General features: G+C 57.5%; 17 protein-coding genes and 1 tRNA gene. 10 read left to right on the forward strand and 8 right to left on the reverse strand.

Features of this window, described 5'->3' with window-relative positions; all coding sequences use genetic code 11:
• Positions 1-156 precede the first annotated feature (156 nt).
• The 3 genes from BN1124_RS00515 to yjjG all read left to right on the forward strand — a co-directional run bounded on the left by BN1124_RS00515 (position 157) and on the right by yjjG (position 2,567).
• A tRNA-Met gene (locus BN1124_RS00515) sits at positions 157-233 on the forward strand.
• Positions 234-381: 148 nt separating this feature from the next.
• Entirely contained in the window at positions 382-1,875 is a 1,494-nt protein-coding gene (locus BN1124_RS00520) for a M17 family metallopeptidase (RefSeq protein ID WP_042638113.1), read from the forward strand.
• An 8-nt stretch (positions 1,876-1,883) separates the two neighbouring features.
• Entirely contained in the window at positions 1,884-2,567 is a 684-nt protein-coding gene (gene yjjG / locus BN1124_RS00525; RefSeq protein ID WP_042638115.1) for a pyrimidine 5'-nucleotidase, read from the forward strand.
• Between the two features lie 71 nt (positions 2,568-2,638).
• On the opposite strand, the gene BN1124_RS00530 is transcribed toward yjjG, so the two are convergent.
• The 4 genes from BN1124_RS00530 to elyC form a co-directional block, all read right to left on the reverse strand.
• Complete coding sequence (locus BN1124_RS00530) at positions 2,639-3,895, reverse strand: amidohydrolase (protein WP_042638117.1); 1,257 nt, start codon at positions 3,893-3,895, stop codon at positions 2,639-2,641.
• 1,222 nt (positions 3,896-5,117) lie between these two features.
• Positions 5,118-6,089, reverse strand: a complete 972-nt coding sequence (gene pfkA, locus BN1124_RS00535) for a 6-phosphofructokinase (RefSeq protein WP_042638119.1) — start codon at positions 6,087-6,089, stop codon at positions 5,118-5,120.
• A gap of 159 nt (positions 6,090-6,248) precedes the next feature.
• The gene (gene tpiA, locus BN1124_RS00540) at positions 6,249-7,004 is read right to left on the reverse strand and encodes a triose-phosphate isomerase (RefSeq protein WP_042638123.1); all 756 of its coding nucleotides are present in this window, start codon (positions 7,002-7,004) and stop codon (positions 6,249-6,251) included.
• Positions 7,005-7,139: 135 nt separating this feature from the next.
• Positions 7,140-7,910 carry an envelope biogenesis factor ElyC gene (gene elyC, locus BN1124_RS00545; RefSeq protein ID WP_042638125.1) on the reverse strand — a complete coding sequence of 257 codons (771 nt, stop codon included), beginning with the start codon at positions 7,908-7,910 and terminating at the stop codon, positions 7,140-7,142.
• Positions 7,911-8,040: 130 nt separating this feature from the next.
• Between elyC and cmoM the strand changes: the two genes are divergently transcribed.
• The 4 genes from cmoM (at position 8,041) to mukB (ending at position 15,492) form a co-directional block, all read left to right on the forward strand.
• Positions 8,041-8,817, forward strand: a complete 777-nt coding sequence (gene cmoM, locus BN1124_RS00550; protein WP_042638127.1) for a tRNA uridine 5-oxyacetic acid(34) methyltransferase CmoM — start codon at positions 8,041-8,043, stop codon at positions 8,815-8,817.
• Positions 8,818-8,963: 146 nt separating this feature from the next.
• Positions 8,964-10,283 carry a chromosome partition protein MukF gene (mukF, locus tag BN1124_RS00555; protein ID WP_042638129.1) on the forward strand — a complete coding sequence of 440 codons (1,320 nt, stop codon included), beginning with the start codon at positions 8,964-8,966 and terminating at the stop codon, positions 10,281-10,283.
• Positions 10,264-11,001 (forward strand): chromosome partition protein MukE, encoded by a 738-nt coding sequence (gene mukE, locus BN1124_RS00560; protein ID WP_042638131.1) that lies wholly within the window; start codon positions 10,264-10,266, stop codon positions 10,999-11,001. Before mukF ends, mukE begins: the two co-directional genes overlap by 20 nt.
• A 63-nt stretch (positions 11,002-11,064) precedes the next feature.
• Positions 11,065-15,492 carry a chromosome partition protein MukB gene (gene mukB, locus BN1124_RS00565; protein WP_082041382.1) on the forward strand — a complete coding sequence of 1,476 codons (4,428 nt, stop codon included), beginning with the start codon at positions 11,065-11,067 and terminating at the stop codon, positions 15,490-15,492.
• 49 nt (positions 15,493-15,541) lie between these two features.
• Here mukB and BN1124_RS21810 read toward each other — a convergent pair whose 3' ends face one another.
• The 4 genes from BN1124_RS21810 to BN1124_RS00580 are packed head-to-tail and all read right to left on the reverse strand — an operon-like array spanning position 15,542 to position 19,603.
• Complete coding sequence (locus BN1124_RS21810) at positions 15,542-15,853, reverse strand: YkgJ family cysteine cluster protein (RefSeq protein WP_082041383.1); 312 nt, start codon at positions 15,851-15,853, stop codon at positions 15,542-15,544.
• Complete coding sequence (locus tag BN1124_RS00570) at positions 15,847-17,556, reverse strand: hypothetical protein (RefSeq protein ID WP_042638133.1); 1,710 nt, start codon at positions 17,554-17,556, stop codon at positions 15,847-15,849. Before BN1124_RS00570 ends, BN1124_RS21810 begins: the two co-directional genes overlap by 7 nt.
• Before the next feature lie 57 nt (positions 17,557-17,613).
• A complete protein-coding gene (locus BN1124_RS00575) occupies positions 17,614-18,672 on the reverse strand; it encodes a hypothetical protein (protein ID WP_042638135.1) in 1,059 nt (352 codons plus the stop codon).
• 4 nt (positions 18,673-18,676) lie between these two features.
• Entirely contained in the window at positions 18,677-19,603 is a 927-nt protein-coding gene (locus tag BN1124_RS00580; protein WP_197066146.1) for a helix-turn-helix transcriptional regulator, read from the reverse strand.
• A gap of 621 nt (positions 19,604-20,224) precedes the next feature.
• On the opposite strand from BN1124_RS00580, the gene BN1124_RS00585 reads away from it, so the two are divergent.
• The 3 genes from BN1124_RS00585 (at position 20,225) to BN1124_RS00595 (ending at position 21,988) form a co-directional block, all read left to right on the forward strand.
• Entirely contained in the window at positions 20,225-20,614 is a 390-nt protein-coding gene (locus BN1124_RS00585; protein WP_378052199.1) for a septal ring lytic transglycosylase RlpA family protein, read from the forward strand.
• A gap of 183 nt (positions 20,615-20,797) precedes the next feature.
• The gene (locus BN1124_RS00590; RefSeq protein WP_042638139.1) at positions 20,798-21,271 is read left to right on the forward strand and encodes a cupin domain-containing protein; all 474 of its coding nucleotides are present in this window, start codon (positions 20,798-20,800) and stop codon (positions 21,269-21,271) included.
• Positions 21,272-21,679: 408 nt separating this feature from the next.
• The gene (locus tag BN1124_RS00595) at positions 21,680-21,988 is read left to right on the forward strand and encodes a putative quinol monooxygenase (protein ID WP_042638927.1); all 309 of its coding nucleotides are present in this window, start codon (positions 21,680-21,682) and stop codon (positions 21,986-21,988) included.
• Positions 21,989-22,211: the final 223 nt, after the last annotated feature.

Genomic DNA, 22,211 nt, shown 5'->3' on the forward strand with positions numbered 1-22,211 from the left:
CTCATAACCCGAAGGTCGTCAGTTCAAATCTGGCCCCCGCAACCAACTATTTGTGTGCATGGCACGGCATCTGCCGCTGCGATGCTGCGAAGACACAAGCTGCTACTGCTCGGCAGGCTTGTGGTGAAAAGTCCTGGCAACAGGCAACAATTCGGACGCGGGGTGGAGCAGCTCGGTAGCTCGTCGGGCTCATAACCCGAAGGTCGTCAGTTCAAATCTGGCCCCCGCAACCAACTTTTTTCTCGATCCCCCCAGTTTTCCCTCGTATTGAGCCAATCCTGTTTATCTCCCTGATCTTGCACATTAATTTCAAGACACTGGGCGTTCCTGGCATTTGTTCGGTATCATCTTGGCTTCTGTTCATGGATGAGGCCTCTCCTTATGCTGCAACCCTTTCGTTATCACCCTCCCAAGATAGAGATTGAAGACGCCAGCCTGACTGAGGTCATGGCAAGCCAGGTGCCCGTCAGGCTGCTGCTGATAGCCGACACCGAGCGTAGCCAGCGCCTGGCAGAGCCCGCCTTTGCCGGCGTTGCGGCCCAGCTAGCCCTGGGTCAGAAGGCGCCGTACCGGTTGGCCGACGCCCAGGGCCTGCAACTGGTGATCTTCGTGGATCCCGCGGCGAGCCAGGATCATCGGCTCTACAAGCAGGTTCGCACCTGGGTCGCCCCCTTGGCTGGCCTCAAGGTAGAGACCCTGGCGCTGCATCTGGCCGGGTTCGACGACGACACCCGAGCACGTCTGGCAGAGCTGGTACTCGCCACCCTGCTCGCGGCCAATGTGCCGTTGCCCCATCACAAGCAGCAAGCCGAGACGCCGGTTTGCTACCAGCGACTGACAATCTCCCCGTCCTGTCGGCTGGACCTGACCCGGATCCTGGCCGAGGCGGAGGGCAATGGCTTGGCGCGCCACCTCGCCGTGCTGCCGGCGTCCGATCTGACGGCTCGCAGCTATCGCGCCTGTGCACGGCAGCTTGCCCAAGAGGAGGGTTGGCAGTGGCAGGAGCATGACGAGGCCGCGCTCGCCAAGCTCGGCGCCGGCGCCTTCCTGGCGGTGGCCAGTGGATCTGAGGATAACCAGGCCGCCATCGTCAAACTCAGCTATTGCCCGGCCAAGCCTGCACGCCGCATCGCCCTGGTGGGCAAGGGGATCTGCCACGATTCCGGCGGTTATAACCTCAAAGTCGGCGGCAGCATGTATGGCATGCACCTGGACATGGGGGGCAGCGCCGTGGCGCTGGGCACCCTCCTTGCGATAAGCAGAGCCAAGTTGCCCATTGAGGTGCACTGCTGGCTCGCCATCGCCGAGAACCACATTGGTCCAAGGGCCTATCGACCCGGCGAGGTGGTGACCGCGGTCAACGGCACCACCATAGAGGTGGTGGACACCGATGCCGAGGGGCGCATGGTGCTGGCGGATGCCCTCGCCATGGCGGCGCAGGACAAGCCGGACTTGCTGATCGACTACGCCACCCTGACCGGTGCCTGCAAGCGGGCGCTTGGCAGCCGCTACAGCGGCGCCTTCACCAATCGTCCCGAATGGCTCCTTGGTCTGATAAGCCTGGGTCAGCGTAGCGGTGAGCGGGTCTGGCCCTTCCCGCTGGATGAGGACTACGACGACAACCTCGATAGCGAGTGGGCCGACCTGTTACAGTGCGCGCCGGGAGCCTCGCCGGATCACATCGATGCCGCCCGCTTCCTCAGCCGCTTCGTTCCCCAGGAGACCCCCTGGCTGCACCTCGATCTGAGCGGTTTTCGCAACAAGGGTGGCAACGGCGTGGTCAGCAGCGAGGTGACGGGTTTCGGGGTCAGGCTGACGCTGGACCTGCTTGACAGCCCCCTCGGCCTTGATGCACTCGATGAACAAGATAAATAAGGGATCCCGTGAAAGTACCAAGTTATGACTGGGTGTTGTTCGATCTGGACGAAACGCTCCTCGATTTCCCGGTCGCCAAGGCGCTGGAGCAGACGCTGCAGATCTACGGCGTCATGCCCACCCCGCCCAAGATGGCGGAGTACCACGCGCTGAACCAGAAATTGTGGCAGCAATACAACTCCGGCGAGATCGATGCCGCCCACCTGCAGCAGACCCGCTTCTCGTTGTTTGCCGAGCAGGTCGATGTGGCGCCCATGGCGATGAACGACACCTTCTTGCAGCAGATCATCGCCCTGAGCATGCCGCTGGACGGGGTGGTCGAGACGCTGCAGGCGTTCCAGCAAAGGGGCGTGCGGATGGGGATCATCACCAACGGCTTCAGCCTGCCCCAGCGGGGCCGTCTGGACAAGCTGGGCTGGAGCGAGTGGTTCGAGCCGCTGGTGATCTCCGACGAGGTGCATGTCACCAAGCCGGCCGCCGCCATCTTCCTGCATGCCCTCGATCTGATGGGGCAACCGAGCCCGGCCCGGGTGCTGATGGTGGGGGATAATCCCAAGACCGACATCGCCGGCGCCGCGGCCCAGGGGTTGGCCACCTGCTGGTACAACCCGGAGCGCCACGACACGCCGTGCGAGTCGACCCACGAGATCCACCACTTCGCGCACCTCAACGCCATCGTGCTGGGGCAATAAGCGAAGGCGCCAATCTGGCGCAGCAATGAAAAAGGCAGCCTCAAGGCTGCCTTTTTGTATTTTACCTAGCCTCAGCGGGCGAGACGACTGAGCAGCCAGGATTCGAGCAGGGCGACCCCGGAGGCCAGCACGGATTCGTCGAAGTCGAACTCCGGATGGTGGTGAGGGGCCGTCAGCTTGGCGCCCAGGATCAGATAGGCTGCCTCGCCGCCGCTGCGCTGCACCCGCTCGATGAGAAAACCTGCGTCTTCGCTGGCGCCGAAACGGCGGGTATGAACCGTCGCCAGCTTGAGCGCCTGCGCCAGCGGTACTATTTCCTCGAGCAAGGCCGGGCTGTTCTCGATGCCGATGGCTTCCCCCTGCTTGCGGATGAGGTAGGTGGCTCCCTGCATCAGGGCGGCCCCTTCCACTATCTGCTGTACCTGACCAAACATGTAGTCGTTGAGCTCAGGGGTGGCGCCGCGGGTCTCACCCTGCAGGCGGGCGTGCCCCGGGATCACGTTGCGCCCGCTGCCGCCGCTGAGCTGACCCACGTTGATGCGGGTCATGCCGTCGCGATGGCGCGCGATGCCGAGCATGGCGGTGGTGGCCATGCAGGCCGCCGCCAGCGCATTGCTGCCGGCGTTGGGCTCGAGGCCCGCATGGGCGGCGCGCCCCATAAACTCCACATCGAATTTGGTGGAGCAGAGAAACTCGGTGGGATTGACCACCAGCTCGCCACTGTCCGCATGAATGCCGATGTGCAGCGCCAGCAGGGCATCCACGTCGTCGAGCTGGCCACCGGCCGCCAACGCCTTGCCGCCGCGGCAGCCCTCTTCGGCGGGCTGGAAGAACAGCTTGATGCGACCGTTGAGCCGCTCGGACAGGGCGGCAATGCGCTCGGCCAGCACCAGCCCGATGGCGGTGTGACCGTCGTGGGCACAGGCGTGCATCCAGCCCGGATTGCTGGATCGCCATCCCTCCTGGCTGGGAACATGCTGCTCCTGCTCGCTCTCATTCACTTCCACCGCATCGATGTCGAAGCGCAGCGCCAGGGTCGGGCCCGGACGGCCCGTCTCCCACAAGCCCATCACCCCCGTTATCTCTTCGATGCGGGCCAGCCAGTCGGGATGAGCCCCCTGACGAAGGGCGCGCTCCTTCTGGGCTTGCACATCTATCTCTCGGCCCATGATGAGATTGCTGGCCAGCAGCTTGTCGCCCAGCATGACGGAGAAACCGAGTTCAGACAGATGGTGAGCGATGAGGGAGCTGGTACGAAATTCACACCAGGCCGCTTCGGGCAGACGATGAAGGTCACGGCGCCAGTGGCGCAGAGCATCCTGAGTCATGGTAATTCCTGCATGGCGAAACCAGCGGACATTGTGACGGGCAGGGAAGCAAGAGTAAATCCCGCAGCAGAAATGCAACAAGGGGAGCGATAGGCTCCCCTTGACGATCATGGTGATGGGTTGGCGGTAAAACCGTCAACACTCGCTATAAATGCCAGCTTGGCATTAGATGTTGTTCGAGTGCGTCAAAAACAAGGCTGTGTGCCTGATTAACCAACGCTAAAGGAGCGGCGAGAGTCAAACTGAGCCATGCTCTGGCGAATTAACCGACTCAAAGCTGGGACAGCGAGGGCAGAGAGACGGCCACCAGAGTGAAAAATACGGTAAAAACGGCGGTAACAACGAACTCTTTCATTATTGTGTCTCCCTTGGCTGACTGTTGATGAGACCAAGATACCACAATGGCCCGTTAAAACAATGATAAATGTATTTTTATGGGGGTTTGTTTGATGTTGCCACTCCAAGCTTTGTTTTTTAATGTTTATGGGTTTTTTATAGCCTGTCACCCTGTTTGGTGCGGTTTTGAGAGTGATATTTTGATTTAATTTATTTAAAATCAATGCATTACAATTTTATGCGCTGATAATTTAATGGGCTTTATATGAGGCTTTTTTGGTTTTTTGAAACTTATCTGGCCCATAAAGGCCATTTTTACGTCGCAATCTGTCGCCTGGGTAGCGTTGGCGTGCTCTGATCAAGGATTCCATCCCCATAACCATTTTTCATCTAGGCCTCCCAGCCAATCTTCGTCTGGACAGCCACTTATCGGCATGGTCGAACGACAGAAATGCCAGTTAGCAGGCTGACAACACTTGATGTCCGGATTAGCGTCTGGGCAGATTCGGCTGGTAGATGTCATGGCCTCTATCTGGTGGCGGTGCTGAATAACGCGATATATGCCGGTCGGCGACACCGATGCAGAGCCTGTGTCTGCCAAGGCAAGGTAGCGGGCGAACGAATAAGAGCGAGATAACGGCAGCGATGGGGCTGATGAGGTCCTGACACCTAGCTGCACGACGCCTGGTGGCCGCAGAGACAATATCTGTGGATAAGGGAAACCAGCTGCATTGCAGTCGCGGGGGGAGGTGATCACTCTGGGTTGCTACATAGTCGCCGCCGAGACCATCATCCGTCCCAAGGCAGGCGCAGGTCACTGGGAGGGGGAAAAAAAACCCTCCAACGGAGGGTTTTTGTCACAACATCCTGTAAAGCGCGCTTGGGCTTAGAACAGGGTGGTGGAGAGATCGTACAGCTCCTGATCGAACGGGCGCTTGAGGTTCTCGATACAGTCGATGATGTCGTGGTGCACCATCTCGTTGCCCTGGATACCGACGCAGCGGCCACCCTGGCCGGCCAGCAGTTGCTCGACGGCGAAGGCGCCCATGCGGCTGGACATGATGCGATCGCGCGCGGTCGGTGAACCGCCACGCTGGATGTGGCCCAGGATGGTGGCGCGGGTCTCACGGCCGGTCATGGCTTCGATGTCTTTGGCCAGGGCGTTCACATCGGTGACGTGCTCACAGATGGTGATGATGGCGTGCTTCTTGCCCTTGGCTTCCCCTTCGCGGATCTGTTGCAGCAGCTTCTCTTTGTCAAAAGCCACTTCCGGCACGATCACGTACTCGGCGCCACCGGCCACCGCGGCAGACATGGCGAGATCGCCGCAGTGGCGACCCATGATCTCGACCACGGAGATGCGGTGGTGGGAGCTGCAGGTGTCGCGCAGACGGTCGATGGCGTCAACCACCACGTTCAGGGCGGTGTCAAAACCGATGGTGAAGTCGGTACCGGCGATGTCGTTATCGATGGTGCCCGGCAGGCCGATGCAGGGGAAGCCCTCTTCGGTCAGCTTCTTGGCGCCCATGTAGGAGCCGTCACCGCCGATCACCACCAGGGCGTCGATGCCGTGCTTCTTCAGGTTCTCGATGGCCTCGGCACGGACTTTCGGGTCCTTGAAGGCGGGGAAACGGGCGGAGCCCAAGAAGGTGCCACCACGATTGACCACGTCGGAGACGCTGTGGCGCTCGAGCTTGACGATCCTGTCCTGATGCAGACCGAGGTAGCCATCATAGATGCCGTAGACTTCCAGGCCATGATGCAGACCGGCGCGCACCACGGCGCGGATGGCTGCGTTCATACCCGGTGCGTCACCACCACTGGTCAAAACACCAATACGTTTGATTTGCTTGGTCATGAGTGCCTCTGGATCTGAGTTGTCGAAAATCAATATCTGAAAATAGGGTCAGCCACTTTTACTATATCGGCTTTCCTATGAAGCGAGAGGGACCCATAGGAAAGGAATATACGAAACGCCATATACAAGAGAGGGGCCAGGCCCCTCTCTTTGCGCGCCTTACTTGGCGGCGCCAGCGATGATCTGGGAGAAGTCGTCCACTTTCAGGGACGCACCACCCACCAGGCCACCGTCGATGTCCGGCTGACCGAACAGGTCGGCGGAGGTCGCGCCAGTCACGGAGCCACCGTACAGGATCTGTACCTTGGCAGCCACTGAGCCATCGAAGCTGGCCAGGTACTGACGGATGTGGGCGTGAACGGCCTGAGCGATTTCCGGGGTAGCGGTCTTGCCGGTACCGATGGCCCATACCGGCTCATAGGCAACGACGGCGTTCTCGAAGGAGGCGATGCCACAACGGTCGATCACGGCTTTCAGCTGGGTTTCAACCACGGTGTTGGTGGTGCCGGCTTCGAACTGCGCCAGGGTTTCACCGATGCACAGTACCGGGACGAGGCCTGCTTTCTGGATGACTTCGTACTTGGCGGCAACCACGTCGTCGGTCTCTGCGTGCAGGGTACGACGCTCGCTGTGGCCGACCAGGGAGTAGGTGCAACCGAAGGCTTTGAGCATGGAGGGGGCGTTTTCACCGGTGAAGGCGCCGGACTCGTGAAGGTCGGCATTCTGGGCGCCGTAGGCGATCTTGGTGCCTGCGGTCAGTTGCTCAACCAGACCCAAAAAGATAACCGGCGGGCAGACGGCGACTTGTACCGAAGGATGCGCGGCAGCAGCCGGGGTCAGTCCTTTGATCAGAGCTTCTACAGAAGCCTTGGTGCCGTTCAGTTTCCAGTTACCCATTACCAGGTGCTGTCTCATCTTGTATATCTCCTAGGCATTTGATTGCGCGACATTATATGAATTGAACCGAGCCCAAGATAGCTGACCCGGCGGCAAATGACGTAATTTTTTTTCGCTTTCCTGATCCAAATCAGGAATGCAATCGTCGATCGCTCATTCGTTAACCTGACCCCGCAGACGGGCCCACCATACCCCAATCCATTCGTGAATGGCAGCCTCGGAATACATCAGATAACGACCCTTGGGCAGGTAAGTGTAGAGAGGTTGTGGCTGCTGGCTCTGCTTGGCGGTGTAATCCGTGGGGGCCGGCACCGCATCGAGTCCTTGTCCCTGATAGAGCGCCATGGCCCTCGGCAAGTGGGTGGCCGAGCTCACCAGCGCCACTCGCTTGCCCTTGAGCAAGCGGGCTATGCTGACCGCCTCGTCGTGGGTGTCTTTGTTGTTTTCAAACAACGTCATCCGGGATCTGTCTATGCCCAGACTCGCCGCCATGCGGGCGTTGACCTCGGCGTTGGACAGGGGATCTCCCGCCACGGCGCCGGAGAAGACGAGTTGGGCATCAGGGTAAGCCTGGGCCAGACGAACTCCTTCCAGGGTGCGCGCCAACGCTATGTTGTTCTGCCAGGAACGCTCGGGCACTGCCGGATCGCTGACATGACCGTTGCCGAGCACGACGATGGCCTCGATGTCCGGGTGCTGGTTTATCTCGAAGGGCGGATAGGTCTGCTCCAGGGAGCGGGCCAACTCATAGCTTATCGGCCGCATTCCCATCAGGGCGACGATCGCCAGAGAAAGGGTGGCCAAGAGCTTGCCGGTTCTCTGGAAGCGGGTGAACCAGAGCAGCAGCAGCGCCAGCAGCAATAAGGAGAGGGAGAAGGGCAGCGGCATTAGCAGCTGGCCTAGCCATTTTTTAAGCTCAAACACAGCGTCGTCGTCCTTGAGTTTTCAGCGGATCCGGGATGTGACAGAATACCCCTCTTTTTTCCTGTGGCCCAACCCTGTGTGCGCTCAGTCTGCGAGCGGCGAACAGGGGCGGCCGAAGATGAGTGTTGTCTTGAAGCAAGATCAGAGTTTTGACGGACGCGCCGACAAGTTCGCCCGCAACATTTACGACTCCACCAAGGGGCGCATTCGCACTACCGTGGTGTGGAGCGACATCGAAGCCTGTCTGGCCCGGCTCGGCAACCGGCCGCTGCGGATCCTGGATGCGGGGGGCGGTTTTGGCTACTTCGCCCAGAAGCTCGCGGCCATGGGCCATCAGGTGGAGCTGTGCGATCTGTCGGCAGAGATGCTGGCGCTGGCCCGGACCCAGATCGCCGAACAGGGGCTCGAAGACAGAATTCGTCTCATCCATTGCCCCATTCAGGATCTGAAACAGCACCTGAGCGGAACCTTTGATCTGGTGCTCTGCCACGCCGTGCTGGAGTGGCTCGCCGAGCCCCGCCAGACCCTGCTCGGTCTGTTCCCTTTCGTCAATGCAGGGGGCATACTGTCGCTGCTTTTCTACAACCGTCACGGCCTGTTGTTCCAGAGCCTGGTGGTGGGCAATTTCGACTATGTGCGCCAGGGGCTGAACAAGAAACGCCAGACCGCCCTGACCCCCACCAATCCGCAGTTGCCGGAACAGGTGTACGACTGGATCGGGCGAGGGGGCCTCAAGATCATCGGCAAGACCGGGGTGCGCGTCATCCACGACTACATGCGCCACAAGCAGGATCAGCACGAGAAGTTCGACGATCTGCTGGCCATGGAGCAGCAGTACTGCCGTCAGGAGCCCTTCGTCTCCCTTGGCCGCTATATCCATGTGATGGCGCAAAAACCGGTCGCTTGAGACCCTGGCCGTCGCAGTCGATGCCATTTTTGCGGGATTTAGCCGCCAGAGCACCCATCGGCTCTGGCCTATACACAACGAGCGGGAGCGATGCGCACATGAGGTGCGTGCCGGCCCCTCGGTTATAACAACGAGATGATAACGTCATGATGAGTACATCCCGTACCCTACCCGAGATGGTGGGATGGGTCAGACAGGAGGGTCTGGCCTTGAGCCTGCCCACCGATCGGCTGGCCTTTCTGATTGCGATCAAGACCTTGTCCGAGGATGAGTCTGATCTCTCGGAAGCCGCGCTGCACGACGCCTTCGGCTATGTGAGCAGCGCCTTCGGCCAGATGGACGAGACCCAGAGCGGTCGCGCCAACAACGCCATCAACGATCTCATTCGCCAGCAACTGCTGTCGCGGTTCAATACCGACATGGTGGTCGGCGAAAGCCTCTACCGCCTGTCGCGCCTCGGCATGGGCATCGTCGACTTCTTTATGGACCAGCGCCAGGTCGACTCCATCAAGCTCTCCATCCTGCTGGAACACCTGGCCGCCGAGCTCGATACCGCCCGCAAGGCGGCGCTGACCCTGGATACCCGCGAGCAGTGGGACGCCGAGGTGCTGCCCCGGCTCAGCTTCTCCCTCGAAGAGACGCTCGGGCGCATCGATCTCACCCAACGCGCCATGGACGAGCAGCAGAATCAGGTCAAACGCGAAATAGCGGCCCTGCTGACCCAGAACTGGATCGATGCCATTCACAGCTGCGAGAAGCTGCTGCACGAGACCGGTCAGACCCTGCGCGAGCTGCAAGACACCCTGGACGCCGCCGGTCACCGCCTGCAGGCGGGGCTGCTCAATATTCAGGAAGCCGCCCAGGGGCGGGACGATCTGTTCCACGTCGAGGAGCTGACCCATGCCCTGCAAGGACGGCTCGACGTCATCACCTCCTGGGGCCAGCAGTGTATCGAGCTCTGGTCCCGCTATGACAGACACGTCCACAAATTTATCCGCAACGCCATCGACATGGACAAGAACCGTGCCTTCAGCCAGCGACTGCGGGAATCCATCCGCAACTTCGAGCAACACAGCTGGCAGCTGCGCATCGCCGAAGAGCCACGGCTGCTGGAGCTGCGGGACGAGACCATCGCCATCCACGACGAGGAGGTGACCGGCGAGGTGCCCCTCGAGATGGAGTACCTGGAGATGGTGGACATCAACCAGGAGCTGGCGGAGCGCATCGAGCGCTACCTCGCCCGCTACCCCGAGCAGCGCTCCCAGCTGGATCTCGCCGACGTGTTGCGGGAATACCTGCTGGACTACCCGGCTCACGCCCATTTCGATGTGGCGCGTCTCTTGATAGATCAGGCCGTGCGCCTCGGCCATGCCAGTGGTGAACGTGAGCTTCACCACCAACCCGCATGGAAACCCATTAACCAAGCTGGATCCAAGGTTCAGGCCTATGTCATTGATCAATACTGAATTTCCTTTGCCGCTGCGACTGGCCGAGGCCATCGCCAATCCCTTGTTTCCGCGCATCGACACCGCCTTGCGCTCGGGCCGCCACATCAGTGCCGACGATTTCGAACAACATTCGGCCCTGGTGGAGTTTCACGGCGAGCTGGAGATCTTCTACGGCCGCTATCAGGTGGAGCTCATCAAGGCGCCGGAAGGCTTCTTCTACCTGCGCCCGCGCCCCAGCGCCGACATCGGCACCACAGTGCTGTCCGAGCTCGACATGCTGGTGGGCAAGGTGCTCTGTTACCTCTATTTGAGCCCGGACAGGCTCGCCTCGGAAGGGGTGTTCGCCATGGGCGAGCTGCAGGAGGAGGTGCTGAGCCTCGCCGATGAGAAGCAGCTGCTGCGCATGGTCAACAGCCGCTCCGGCGGCACGGATCTGGACAAGAAGAAGCTCTTGGAGAAGATCCGCACCTCCATGCGCCGCTTGCGGCGTCTGGGCATGATCACGGCGCTCGGCAATGGCGACAAGTTCCGGGTCAACGAATCCGTGTTCCGCTTCGCCGCCGACGTGCGCTCCGACGAGGATCCCCGCGCCGTGCAACTGCGGATGATCCAGGAAGGGGAAGCCATCTTCCACGACGACGAGATGCCGAGCAGCGATTCCCTGTTCGACGACATCGAGGCGGATCTGGACGAAGAGCAGCTTGAGCTGGAGGTGGAAGATGAGCAGCAAGGTTAAATTTTTGGCCCCGATGGGGACGACAGTTGTGATGGAGCCCGTTGATGTGAAGGAGAGAGCGGCGTGAGAGGCAAATTCAAATCCCTGACCATGGTCAACTGGAACGGCTTCTTCGCCCGCACCTTCGATCTCGACCAGCTGGTCACCACGCTCTCCGGCGGCAACGGGGCGGGCAAGTCCACCACCATGGCGGCCTTTATCGCGGCCCTGATTCCGGATCAGTCCCTGCTGCATTTCCGTAACACCACGGAAGCTGGCTCCTCCAGCGCGTCCCGTGACAAGGGGCTCTACGGCAAGCTGCAGCGCGGCCACTGCTACTCGGTGCTCGAAGTGATGAACAGCCGCGAGCAGCGGATCTGGGTCGGCGTGCACCTGGAGCAGGTCGCGAACCGCGACAACAAGGTCAACATCACTCCCTTCGCCCTGGTGGATGTGCCGGCCAATCTGGCACCGACCGATCTCTTGCTGGAGAAGCTCGAGGGCGGCAAGGGGCGGGTACGCGCCTTCGCCGACCTGAAGGGCGCGGCCGCCGAGCTTGGCGCCATGAAGGTCGCCAAGTTCAATACGGTGACCGATTACCACAACTTCATGTTCGAGTTCGGCATCACGCCCAAGAAGTTGCGTGATCAGAAGGATCGCGGCAAGTTCTACCGGCTGATCGAAGCCTCCCTCTACGGCGGCATTTCGTCCTCCATCAGCCGCTCCCTGCGTGAATACCTGCTGCCGGAGAACTCCGGCGTGCGCAAGGCGTTCCAGGACATGGAGGCGGCCATCTACGAGAACCGCCGCACCCTGGAGGCCATCAAGGAGACCCAGGGTCAGCGGGATCTGTTCAAGAACCTGATCACCGAGACCACTCATTACGTGGCGGCGGACTATGTGCGCAATGCCGCCGAGAAGAACCGCCTCTCCGAGCTGGCCCTCAAGGCCCGTCAGGAGCTGGTGGGCAAACGCCGCCTGCTCGCCGAAGAGAAGCAGCGCGCCATCTATCTCGCGGACGAGGTGGATCAGCTCACCAACCGCGAGAAGCTGTTGACCGACGAGCTGGAGAGTGCCGCCGAGCACCTGGCCAAGGTGATGGCCGCCGTTGCCCTGCAGAAGAAGATCGCCATGTATCGCGCCGATCTGGCGGATCTCAGTGACAAGCTCGAGCAGCAACAGGCGGTGGCAGAAGAGATCCACAGCCAGCTGCTGGAGGTGGAAGAGCGCAAGGAGCTGGCACAGGGGGAGGTCGATAGCCTCAAGACCCAGCTCGCCGACTATCAGCAGGCGCTCGACATCCAGCAGACCCGAGCCATCCAGTACCGTCAGGCGGTGCAGGCGCTGGACAATGCCCGCGAGCAGTGTGAGCTACCCGATCTGACCATCGAGAGAGCAAACGACAGCCTGCATCAGTTCCGCGCTGCCGAGCAGAGCCTCACCAGCCGGGTGCTGGGGGCCGAGCAGCAGCTCGCCCTGGCCAAAGCCGCGGTAGCCGAACACCAGGCCGCACTGACGCTGCTGCTGGGCATCGCGCCCGAGACCGCCCGCGAGGCCGCCTGGCCCACTGCCCAGGCCCTGCTCAAGCGCCACATCGAAGACAAGGCCCGAATCGCCCAAGGGCAGGGGCTGCGCGCCGCCCTGGCTCGGCTGGAAAAAGAGAGCGAGAGCCAGAAGAACCTGCTGCGCCTGCGCGATGAGCTGAGCGAAGCCTCTGGTCAGCAGATCGCCAGCAGCGATGAGCTGGAACTTTTCCTTGAGGCGCAGCGCAGCCGCCAGGAAGAGCTGGTCGAGTTGCAAGGCGAGGTGAATCAGCGCCGCGCCAGCCTGGAGCATCAGGGGGCCCAGCTTGGCCGCGACATCGGCGATCTCACCAAATTGGCCCCGCGTTGGCTCAAATCTTTCGAGAAACTCGAGCAACTGCGCGAGCAGAGCGGATTGCCGCTCACCAGTGCCGAGGCGCTGTCGGCTGGCATGCAGACGGTGCTCGACAAGGAGCGCGAGTTCGAGCAGCAGAGCAATCGCATTCAGGCCCAGAAACAGGCCCTCGAGCTGCAAATTCGCAACCTGCAACTGGGGGCCGGCGAGGCGGATCCACGTCTGGCCCGCATCGCCGAGCAGGTGGGGGGCGTGCTGCTCTCCGATGTCTATGACGACATCTCCATCGACGATGCCCCTTACTACTCCGCGCTCTATGGCCCGGCTCGCAGCGCCCTGGTGGTGCTGGATCTGGAAGGCGCCATCGAGCGGCTGAAGAAACTGGAAGATTGCCCGGAGGATATCTACCTCATTCAGGGCAACCCGGATTCGTTTGATGAGGATCTGGTGGAGGCGGACGAGCTCGGCGACGCCGTGCTGGTGCGTAGCAGCAAGCGCCAGGTGCGCTTCTCCCGCTATCCCGAATTGCCGATCTTTGGCCGCGCCGCACGTGAGAAACGCATCGAACAGCTCGACCTTGAGCGCGAAAACCTCATCGAGGGTTACGCCAAGGCCGCCTTCGAGCAGCAGAAGTACCATCGCCTCTACGGCCACTTCCGCGACTTTATCGGTGCCCACCTGGACATCGCCTTCCGCCCGGATCCGGAGGCCGAGGTGCAGGCCAAGCAGAGCGAGCTGCGCGCGTTGCAAGGGGCCATCGGTGAATGCGACAAGCAACTGGTCGAGGCCAAGGCCGCCAACGCCCAGCTGGTGCGTCACATCCAGCTGGTGCAGGCCATGTTGCCCTTCGCCCACCTGTTTGCCGAGGCCGATCTGGCCGCGCGCCTCGAAGCCGCTCACGCCGATGTGGAGCGCCTCAAGGCCGCCGAAGCTTTTATCGCGCAGCATGGCAAGGCGCTGGAGCAACTGGAGGCCAAGGTGCAGGTGCTGCGCCAAGACCCTCAGGATCTCGCCGCCCTGCAGGCCGCGTATGACGAGGCGAGTGAAGCGCTGGCGGAGCAGAAGCGCCGCGCCTACGCGTTGGATCAGCTGGTGGCTCGTCTGCCGCACTTTGCCTATCAGGATGCGCAAGACTTGCTCGGCAAGGCCTCCGAGATGAGCGAGCGCCTGAAAGAGAAGCTCAAAGCTGCCGAGCTGGCCGCCCGCACCGCCACCGAGCAGCACAAGAAGATCGCCCTGCGCCACACCGAGGCGCTGCAACTGCGCACCGCACTCAACTCCAGCGTGGAAGCCAAGCGCCAGACCCTGAATGAGTTCGAGCAGGAGCTCGCGGCCATGGGGCTGACCTTGTCCGCCGACATGGAAGAGAAATCCCGCGCCCACAAGAAAGAGATCGAAGAGCTGCTCATCCGCACCCGCTCCCGTCGCACCAGCGCCGAGGCCCAGTTGCAGGTGACCAAGCGCGAGATTGAATCCCTTGGTGGTCGTCTCAAGCTGGAAGGCAAAGACTACTTCGGTGCCCGCAAATCCCTGGTGGGCCACAAGGCGAGCTGGTCGCGGGTGGTGCGTCTGGCGCGGGAGACCGACGTCGAGAAGCGCCTCAACAAGCGCGAGCTGGCTTACTTAGACAGCGATGAGCTGCGCTCCATGTCGGACAAGGCCCTCGGCGCCCTGCGGGTCGCCGTGGCCCACGACGAGGCCCTGCGCGATGCGCTGCGCCTGTCTGAAGGCAGCCGCAATACCGAGCAGAAGGTCGCCTTCTACGTGCAGGTCTATCGCTATCTGAAGGATCGCATTCGCAACGACATCATCCGCTCTGACGATCCGGTGGAGGCCATCGAGGAGATGGAGATCGAGCTGGCGCGGCTTGCCGATGAGCTCAAGCAGCGGGAGACCCACCTGTCGCTCTCCTCCCACGAGGTGGCGGCCAAGATAACCAACATCATCCGCCGCGAGCAGAACCGCATCCGGGTGCTGAACCAGGGCCTGCAGAACATCGCCTTCGGTCTGGTGCGCGGGGTGCGCCTCAACGTCAACATCCGCGAGGCGCACACTCGCCTGCTGACCGCGCTCGCCGATCAGAGTGCCATGCACAACGATCTGTTCGCCGACAAGGAGCTCAGCTTCTCCGAGGCCATGGCCAAGCTGTTCCAGCGCCTCAACCCGCAGGTGGAGCAGGGGGAACGCAGCTATCAGGTGATGGGCGATGTGTTGCTCGATTATCGCAACTACCTGGAGCTGGAGATCGAGGTGCAACGCGGCGCCGACGGCTGGCTGCGGGCGGAGAGCGGCGCGCTCTCCACCGGCGAGGCGATCGGTACCGGTCAGGCCATCCTGTTGATGGTGCTGATCAGCTGGGAGGAGGAGTCCCGCCGCCTGCGCGGCAAGGACATAGCCCCCTGCCGTCTGTTGTTCCTGGACGAGGCGGCGCGGCTGGATGGCAAGTCCATCGCCACCCTGTTCGAGCTGTGCGAGCGGCAGGACATGCAACTGCTTATCGCGGCGCCCGAGAATATCAGCCCGGAGAAGGGCACCACCTACAAGCTCATCCGCAAGGTGCAGGGCAAGCACGAACACGTGCACGTGGTGGGCCTGCGGGGCTTTGGTTTTGCCGATGACAAGTTGATCGCCTGACACAGGTTGACGGGTGAACACACAAACGGGAGGCTTGGGCCTCCCATTTTTATGAAAAATTTAAATTAATGGTGAATGTTAAATCTTCAATGTCGTTTTTCTGTAACTGTTTGCAGATGTTTTCATTAATTTTGGAAAATTTTTCCCACGTTATTTCATGAGATAGATTTACGTTGTAATAATCCTCCACTCTACATATCAATGGCCTGTCATCATAAATGGAGCAAAGATTGGTAGTATCGTCAAAATGACGACATACCCCATCCCCTTTATCCAGATAGGCGGTTATTTCACTCATTCCAACGTTGCGACAACACAGACCACATTGATCACACGGGAAGGGTGTCAGCGGTTTTAGCATAAGGTTTTTAACCAACTACGGGTACTTTCTGAATTTCCAGGCTCAAATGGCAAATCAATGTTTCGTTTTATCATCTCTGCATGAAGCACGAGACCTCGCTCATATTCGCCATTGGTAACAGAGAGTCTATCGGTGAACGCCTGCAACTCGTCCACATTCATATTGAACTCTACTTTTGCCAACTCGGCGAGGTACGTGTCCAATTTGGCATTGATTGCCTGAAATTGCTCCAGGGTTTGTTTGTAGTGGCTCTTGAATTGATTCAAAAAATGCCAGATTTTTTGCATTATTTCACTATGGTCGAGGAAATAGGTCATGCCGACAGTCATTATCCCCGTGGCCAGCGCGCTGAGGAACGCAGCAATTTCTGTACCAAATGGGAATGTCATCACTGTGGTCAGATATTGATTTAATACGACCCCAAGCGACAGTGAGACACCCATGGAAATTAAGCGAAGTACTTCTCTGGTTAGATCGCCAAGCTCAAGTTTTTGTGGATTAAAAAACACCAGTTTGGCGACGCTTACCATGGTGCCCCACATTTCACGAATAAATTTACCGAGGGTTTTCCCTGTGGTGGTAAAAATATTCAACAGTGTGTTGGTGATGCTGGAAAGGATGCCGCCCACGGCACTACCTTTAAAGGAAATCAGCAAATCTTTAAATCTCTCGGTTACTCGCTGCCAGATATTTTTCAGTACATGGTTAATATCAGCCGTAAATTCTCTTAACGTGAAATTTTGCTTGTTCTTATGGAAAATGACAGGAAATTGTTCTTTTAGCTCGAACCATACTTCGGCCAAAACAATACCAAGTGCCTCTCGCATCCCCATGCGTACGCCACTGTTTAGCGATGCAAGTGCGGTATTCGTAAGGAATTTACTGCTCGTATAATATTTCACGTTTATTTGGTGGTCGTAATTTTGCCGGGTTACCTTATCGGCAGCCAGCATTTTTTCTTTGTCTATGCTCTCCAGTGTGGCAATTTTTTGCTGGGCACTGTTAATCTCCACCTCTAATTCTCGTCTCTTATGACGATTCTCTGGGCTGTCAGCAGGCGTTCTATCTAACCGTGTTTTTATGTTATCAATGTGGTCTTTGGTTGATGTTATTTTTTGCGGGACAATATCATTGACAAATTTTTCGACCGAGTGTTCCCGTTTGATATTATTGATGTAGTAATACGTTGAAATCAGATTGGAGTCTTGATTGGCTAGGACGATGCCATCGGCTCCTGCCAGATGTCGCCCTGCGTCATGATGCACCTCATGGGCAGAAATGACATGATCCAGTTGGCGATTTTCATGTTGCCGCATAGTGTCATCTCTATATTTATCATAGAGCTGGCCATCTTTATGCAAGTGTTTATCCCGTGCGCCACGGGATTTATAATTATTATCTGAGCGATAAATGTCCTCTCTTTTGGCCTTTCCATTTATATCAAAAATGGTATTGCCATGTTCATCTTTTTTTATTGGTCGGTATTCATCTCTGTTCTCATATGAATATTTAAACTCATCAGAGATATGAGTTTCAGTATCTCCACTCTGCCATTTCCTGACATTATGGATCGTATCTACATCACCACCTTTCTTATCTTCCAGCAGTAAAAAATCCAAGCCAAACGAGGTGACTAAATTTTTTATAACTTGATTGTGCAATTCAGAAGTGAAATCGAAATCGATACTTTGTACGTGATTCATAGCATTACCTATGGAATAATCGTAGTGGCACTGAAATCGCACCACTACGATTGATTATTATTTTGCAGAGTCCAATACTGAATTTATTTCAGCTTCATTCAATACTTGCATACCATTTTCATTAGTATCAAACTGAGGGATATTATCATCGTTTATGATAACCTTACCTTGGCTATCCATTTTCGGTTTGAACAGCGGAGTGGTAATAATGTCGGTTAAGATAGAAGCCAATTGCATACCATTTTCAATGGTTCGGATAGCATCTTCTTTTAGCTCATCAGCGGCGATGCTGCCTCTAGTTATAATTTGGTTATTAATGTATTTAAGCATGTCGAAATAGGGAACAAATAATTGATAAAGATGATTGGTATGGTGATGAATTTTATTGACATAAAGAGATGTTTTTTCAAGCTGAACTTTAGCTCGTTCAAGTTTATCAACAGCAGAATTTGCTTCATCGCGAGTAGATCGCGCATCCTTTAACGCCTCTTCTGCATGAGAGGCATAAGCCCAACCAGCAATGGCGATGATGGGGGCGGCGACCACAGAGCCTAATACCATAGCTCCACCAGCCATGCCAAAACCACCAGCCGCCAGTGAGCCGCCACCAATTGCTGCCATGGCAGCATTATAAGCAGCGACACCTGAGAGAGCTGCAATAGGGGTGCCGGTAGAGGCGGCTGCCAATGCCATGACCCCACCATATACGGCATATGCGGCAGCGGCACCGCCAACGCCAGCACCTGCAATTTTGCCAAGATAGGCGGTTGTTGACAGGGCTAGCTCATCTATTTTCACCAATTTATGCTTGGGTAGTGTAAACGCGATATCTTTATTATTAGCGGCATTTATTTTGGCAAGAATATCATTTGATAGTTTGCGAAATTCTTTAAAGTCAGAACCTATTTTTAATTGCAGGGAACCAAGCAGCTCAAGATCCGTTGTTGTTTGTTCATTTACTGTGTCGAATGAATCTTTTGCTTTTTCGTATTTTGAACGAGCCCCTTCAAGGATATCATTCGCTAATGATTTATCCTGATAACCGTCATAACCTTTCTTAGCACCAAATCCTGCCGCTGCGATTGCGGCTGCACCTAAGATAAATGGTAATGGCATAATACTAGCTCCCTGTGTTTTTGGTTTTCATTGGATTGATTGAAGCGAAGTTTTTATAATCTTTACAAGCATCATGTAGCTGCTGTTCAAAAGCATTCGATACTGATGCGGGGGAAATAATATGTATTTCTGGCAGCCAATATAGCAGCCAACGAAAGAGCTGATCTTTTTCTATCATGGCCGTGGTGATGATCAGGCTGCCATCGGCTGCTTCACTGAGTATTTTTTGCTCTGGAAAGGTATCTCTGCGAGAAATATAAGGTGCAACCGTTGGTGAGACATGCAATGTTACCAGTGTCTTTTTACCAAAGGAGATCCCGCTGTTGCTTGCTAATTGCTCTAATACAGAGGGTTCGGGATAAAATGGCATATCGCTTACGTTAAGCGATTCAATCTGGCCGACTTCAAAGGACTTTAATTGATCTTGCTCGACGGCGGCCATGTACCAGAGACCGCTTTGATTGGTCAGTTTATAGGGAGCCGCCTTGCGTGGTTTCCCTTTATAGATGTAACTGATTTGGGCCTGCTGGGTGATGGCTTCGCGCAGTTGCTGCAAATTGGTCGATAGAATACTGTTATCGCGACTGCTGTGCCCTCGAATAGCGATATGGTGTCCATTCTCCATAAAGTCACGCAGTTTATGCCCGTTTGAATTGGGGAATAAATGAGCGACATCGGTAAACGATGCAAAGTTAGCCAAATCATGGACATTGAGCTGCGGCGTCAGTGCTTTGGAGAGCCGATATTTTCCGGGAGAGACTTCATCCAGAATATGGGTCAGCCGTGCCAGATCCCGGTATGCCGTCCGTTCGGTGATCCGAAAATGATCACATAGCCAGCTTTTACTGATTTCACTGCCCTGATAGATCGCAGAAAAAATCTCATTGAGACGCTCGACCAACAGGTCATGTTTTTTACCTTGTTGTTCCATCATCATCCTTTATGGAATGCGATGAAATATGACCGTGGCCATAGCACCAGCAACACTCCAAGATTGCAGGGGAATACCATTTAACGTTTGTTTGATATTTGTTTTAAATGTTGCAATTAAGTAGGCAATTCCTGCCCTTAATAATACTGTTCTTATTATAATGGAATTGACTGACAGGGTGAGTCAGTAAAAGAAGGGGAAAGTGTGAGAATGGTCTCAAAAGGGCTATTGATATGAAAGCTATCACCCCTGGTGATTGAAAAAACGTCAACGATAAGGTTGAAAAATAATCATATTTCTCAACCATTGAACAGGGTGCTCATGGGGCCGTGGAGCTCTTGTCTTCCGCCCGGCTGGGTGGCCGATATAATGGGCTATCGCGCTATGTGTAAGGGCAAGATCCGCTCGGTCGGTTCCATTAATGAAGCGTCATCGAACGCGGTGCCGGAATTAAGGCCGTTAGGTGAGGTGCAATGCGCTGTGCTTATTGCACCCGACTCCTTTAACCTCCCCATTGTTAGAGGCCGGTACAGGGATGCCACGTTGTGACTCATAGTGGGCCGGAATGGTCGGGCCGTGGGCTTAGGTGATGTCAAGATGATAAAACAAGGTGATCAAATGATGAAGACCATGGTGCAAAAGGGGCTGCTGTTACCCCTCAGCCTGCTGCTGGCGGCCTGCAGCAGCCAGCCGGACGCCAGCAAGAGCGGCAGTTGGCGGGGTTATACCCAGACCGGGCTGGCCTCTTATTATGCCGATCGCTATCACAACAAGAAGACCGCGAGCGGCGAGCCCTACAAGAACAACGCCAACACGGCGGCCCACATGACGCTGCCCTTCGGCTCCATGGTGAGGGTGACCAACGTGACCAATGGCAAGAGCGTGCTGGTGCGAGTCAACGACAGGGGCAACTTCGCCAGGGGACGGGTCATCGATCTCTCCAAGGCGGCGTTCAGCAGCATAGGCAACCTCAGATCCGGCCTTATCAAGGTCAAGCTCGAGGTCATGTAGGACTGCAGTGGCAACTTGTGCTGCCTGTTGCGGCGCTGGCAGAAACGCCGGCGCCAGGTCTCATGTCAGGACACTTCGCATTGACAGGAGCCGATGCCGGACTCTAACTGTGGGGTGAGCGATGGCCGAGTCTGTGACTCGGCTTGTCGACCCTTGCCAGCGCACAGAGACGGAGAAATCGAGATGGCTGATCACAGGCCCGTTCACCTAACCTGGATCCCGGTACAGGGGGCCAAGTCCCTCTATCCAGAACCTTTCGCCTCCCTCGTCAGGCACCGCACCAGACGCAGATTGGGGGAGCACTTCAGTCTCACCAATTTTGGCGTCAACTTCACGACCCTGGCGCCTGGAGCCATCTCGGCTCTCAAGCATCATCACTCCAGGCAGGATGAGTTCATCTACGTCCTCTCGGGGACCCCGACGCTGGTCCATGGTGATGAGGAGTTCCTCATGTCGCCGGGGGATTGCATCGGCTTCAAGGCCAGCAGTGGCCTGGCTCACCAGTTGCTGAACCGATCCTCCGCAGACGTCACCTACCTTGAGGTCGGCGACAGACTGCCCGGCGATACGGTCGAATACCCCGACGATGATCTGGCGCTGGTACAAGGTGCCGATGGCGCCTGGTCAGCCCTGCATAAAGACGGCTCGCCCTATTAGGGATGACATGGCGACATCAGGTGGCCGCCGTGGCTGGGGGCGAGCCCAGATGATCAATAGCGCGGCTTGTGCCCGTGAAGGTGGCAGACCAGGGCGTTGAATCTGCGAGTCGTTGATCAGTGGAGCAGCACACGCGTGATCAACGGCTGGCTCTGGTGCGGCAGCGTCGATGGCTCGGTCGCAAGCTTCCTTTCGGGAGATCTGGCTGCGCTCACTGTCTTGAGACCTATCTTCGTGTTATCTCCGGGTTCTGTTCAATAGAGTGAACAGTCTGTCCATATTGTCCGTCTATACGCACCAATAGTCCGCTCTTACACTGCCTCTCGTGTGGAAAGGTGCCCTTAGCCGGCGCAAGCCGACCCGAGAAGGGCATCCGTGCCCCTGAACCCTTGATAGCGGAGTGTGATGATGAAAATGGAAGCGGACAAGCTGGTGTCGATAGCGGTACTCAAGGCCAAGGCGGGCATGCGGGAGGCGCTGCGGCGCGAGCTGCTCAAGCTGATCGCGCCCACGCGCCTTGAGCCGGGCAATCTCGATTACGTGCTGTTCGAGCTGCGCGACGACCCCGGGACTTTTTATATGCGGGAGGCCTTCGTCAATCAGGCCGCCCTGGATGCTCACTGTGCCACCGACTATTTTCAGGCCTTCGCCCGGCAGGCCGATGAGCTGCTCGCAGAGCCCCTGCGGCTGATCATGATGGAGGAGGTGAGCCAATAGCCCGGATGGCGGCGGCTCTGAGTGGCCTTGCCGGTGGCGAGCTGTCTCCGGATGGGCTCGGCCAGATCAGGATGGAGAAAACGGGAGGCTGGGCCTCCCGCTTTTTATTGCCGAGCGCCGCAGGTGCTGCCATCGGATCCCGGCGCCGTGCACCCACGCCACAGCCATTGATAGGGGCAAGCTGGATGCTCTTCCGCCAGCAGCTTTTGCTTGAGGCTCGCAG

Source organism: Aeromonas eucrenophila (assembly GCF_000819865.1).
GTDB lineage: Bacteria > Pseudomonadota > Gammaproteobacteria > Enterobacterales > Aeromonadaceae > Aeromonas > Aeromonas eucrenophila.

Excerpts from the sequence above, each read along its gene's own strand:
- BN1124_RS00520 (WP_042638113.1), top strand. The coding sequence starts at position 382 with ATGCTGCAACCCTTTCGTTATCACCCTCCCAAGATAGAGATTGAAGAC.
- BN1124_RS00530 (WP_042638117.1), bottom strand. The coding sequence starts at position 3,895 with ATGACTCAGGATGCTCTGCGCCACTGGCGCCGTGACCTTCATCGTCTG.
- pfkA (WP_042638119.1), bottom strand. The coding sequence starts at position 6,089 with ATGACCAAGCAAATCAAACGTATTGGTGTTTTGACCAGTGGTGGTGAC.
- tpiA (WP_042638123.1), bottom strand. The coding sequence starts at position 7,004 with ATGAGACAGCACCTGGTAATGGGTAACTGGAAACTGAACGGCACCAAG.
- mukF (WP_042638129.1), top strand. The coding sequence starts at position 8,964 with ATGATGAGTACATCCCGTACCCTACCCGAGATGGTGGGATGGGTCAGA.
- mukE (WP_042638131.1), top strand. The coding sequence starts at position 10,264 with ATGTCATTGATCAATACTGAATTTCCTTTGCCGCTGCGACTGGCCGAG.
- BN1124_RS21810 (WP_082041383.1), bottom strand. The coding sequence starts at position 15,853 with ATGCTAAAACCGCTGACACCCTTCCCGTGTGATCAATGTGGTCTGTGT.
- BN1124_RS00570 (WP_042638133.1), bottom strand. The coding sequence starts at position 17,556 with ATGAATCACGTACAAAGTATCGATTTCGATTTCACTTCTGAATTGCAC.
- BN1124_RS00575 (WP_042638135.1), bottom strand. The coding sequence starts at position 18,672 with ATGCCATTACCATTTATCTTAGGTGCAGCCGCAATCGCAGCGGCAGGA.
- BN1124_RS00580 (WP_197066146.1), bottom strand. The coding sequence starts at position 19,603 with ATGGAACAACAAGGTAAAAAACATGACCTGTTGGTCGAGCGTCTCAAT.
- BN1124_RS00585 (WP_378052199.1), top strand. The coding sequence starts at position 20,225 with ATGAAGACCATGGTGCAAAAGGGGCTGCTGTTACCCCTCAGCCTGCTG.
- BN1124_RS00590 (WP_042638139.1), top strand. The coding sequence starts at position 20,798 with ATGGCTGATCACAGGCCCGTTCACCTAACCTGGATCCCGGTACAGGGG.
- BN1124_RS00595 (WP_042638927.1), top strand. The coding sequence starts at position 21,680 with ATGAAAATGGAAGCGGACAAGCTGGTGTCGATAGCGGTACTCAAGGCC.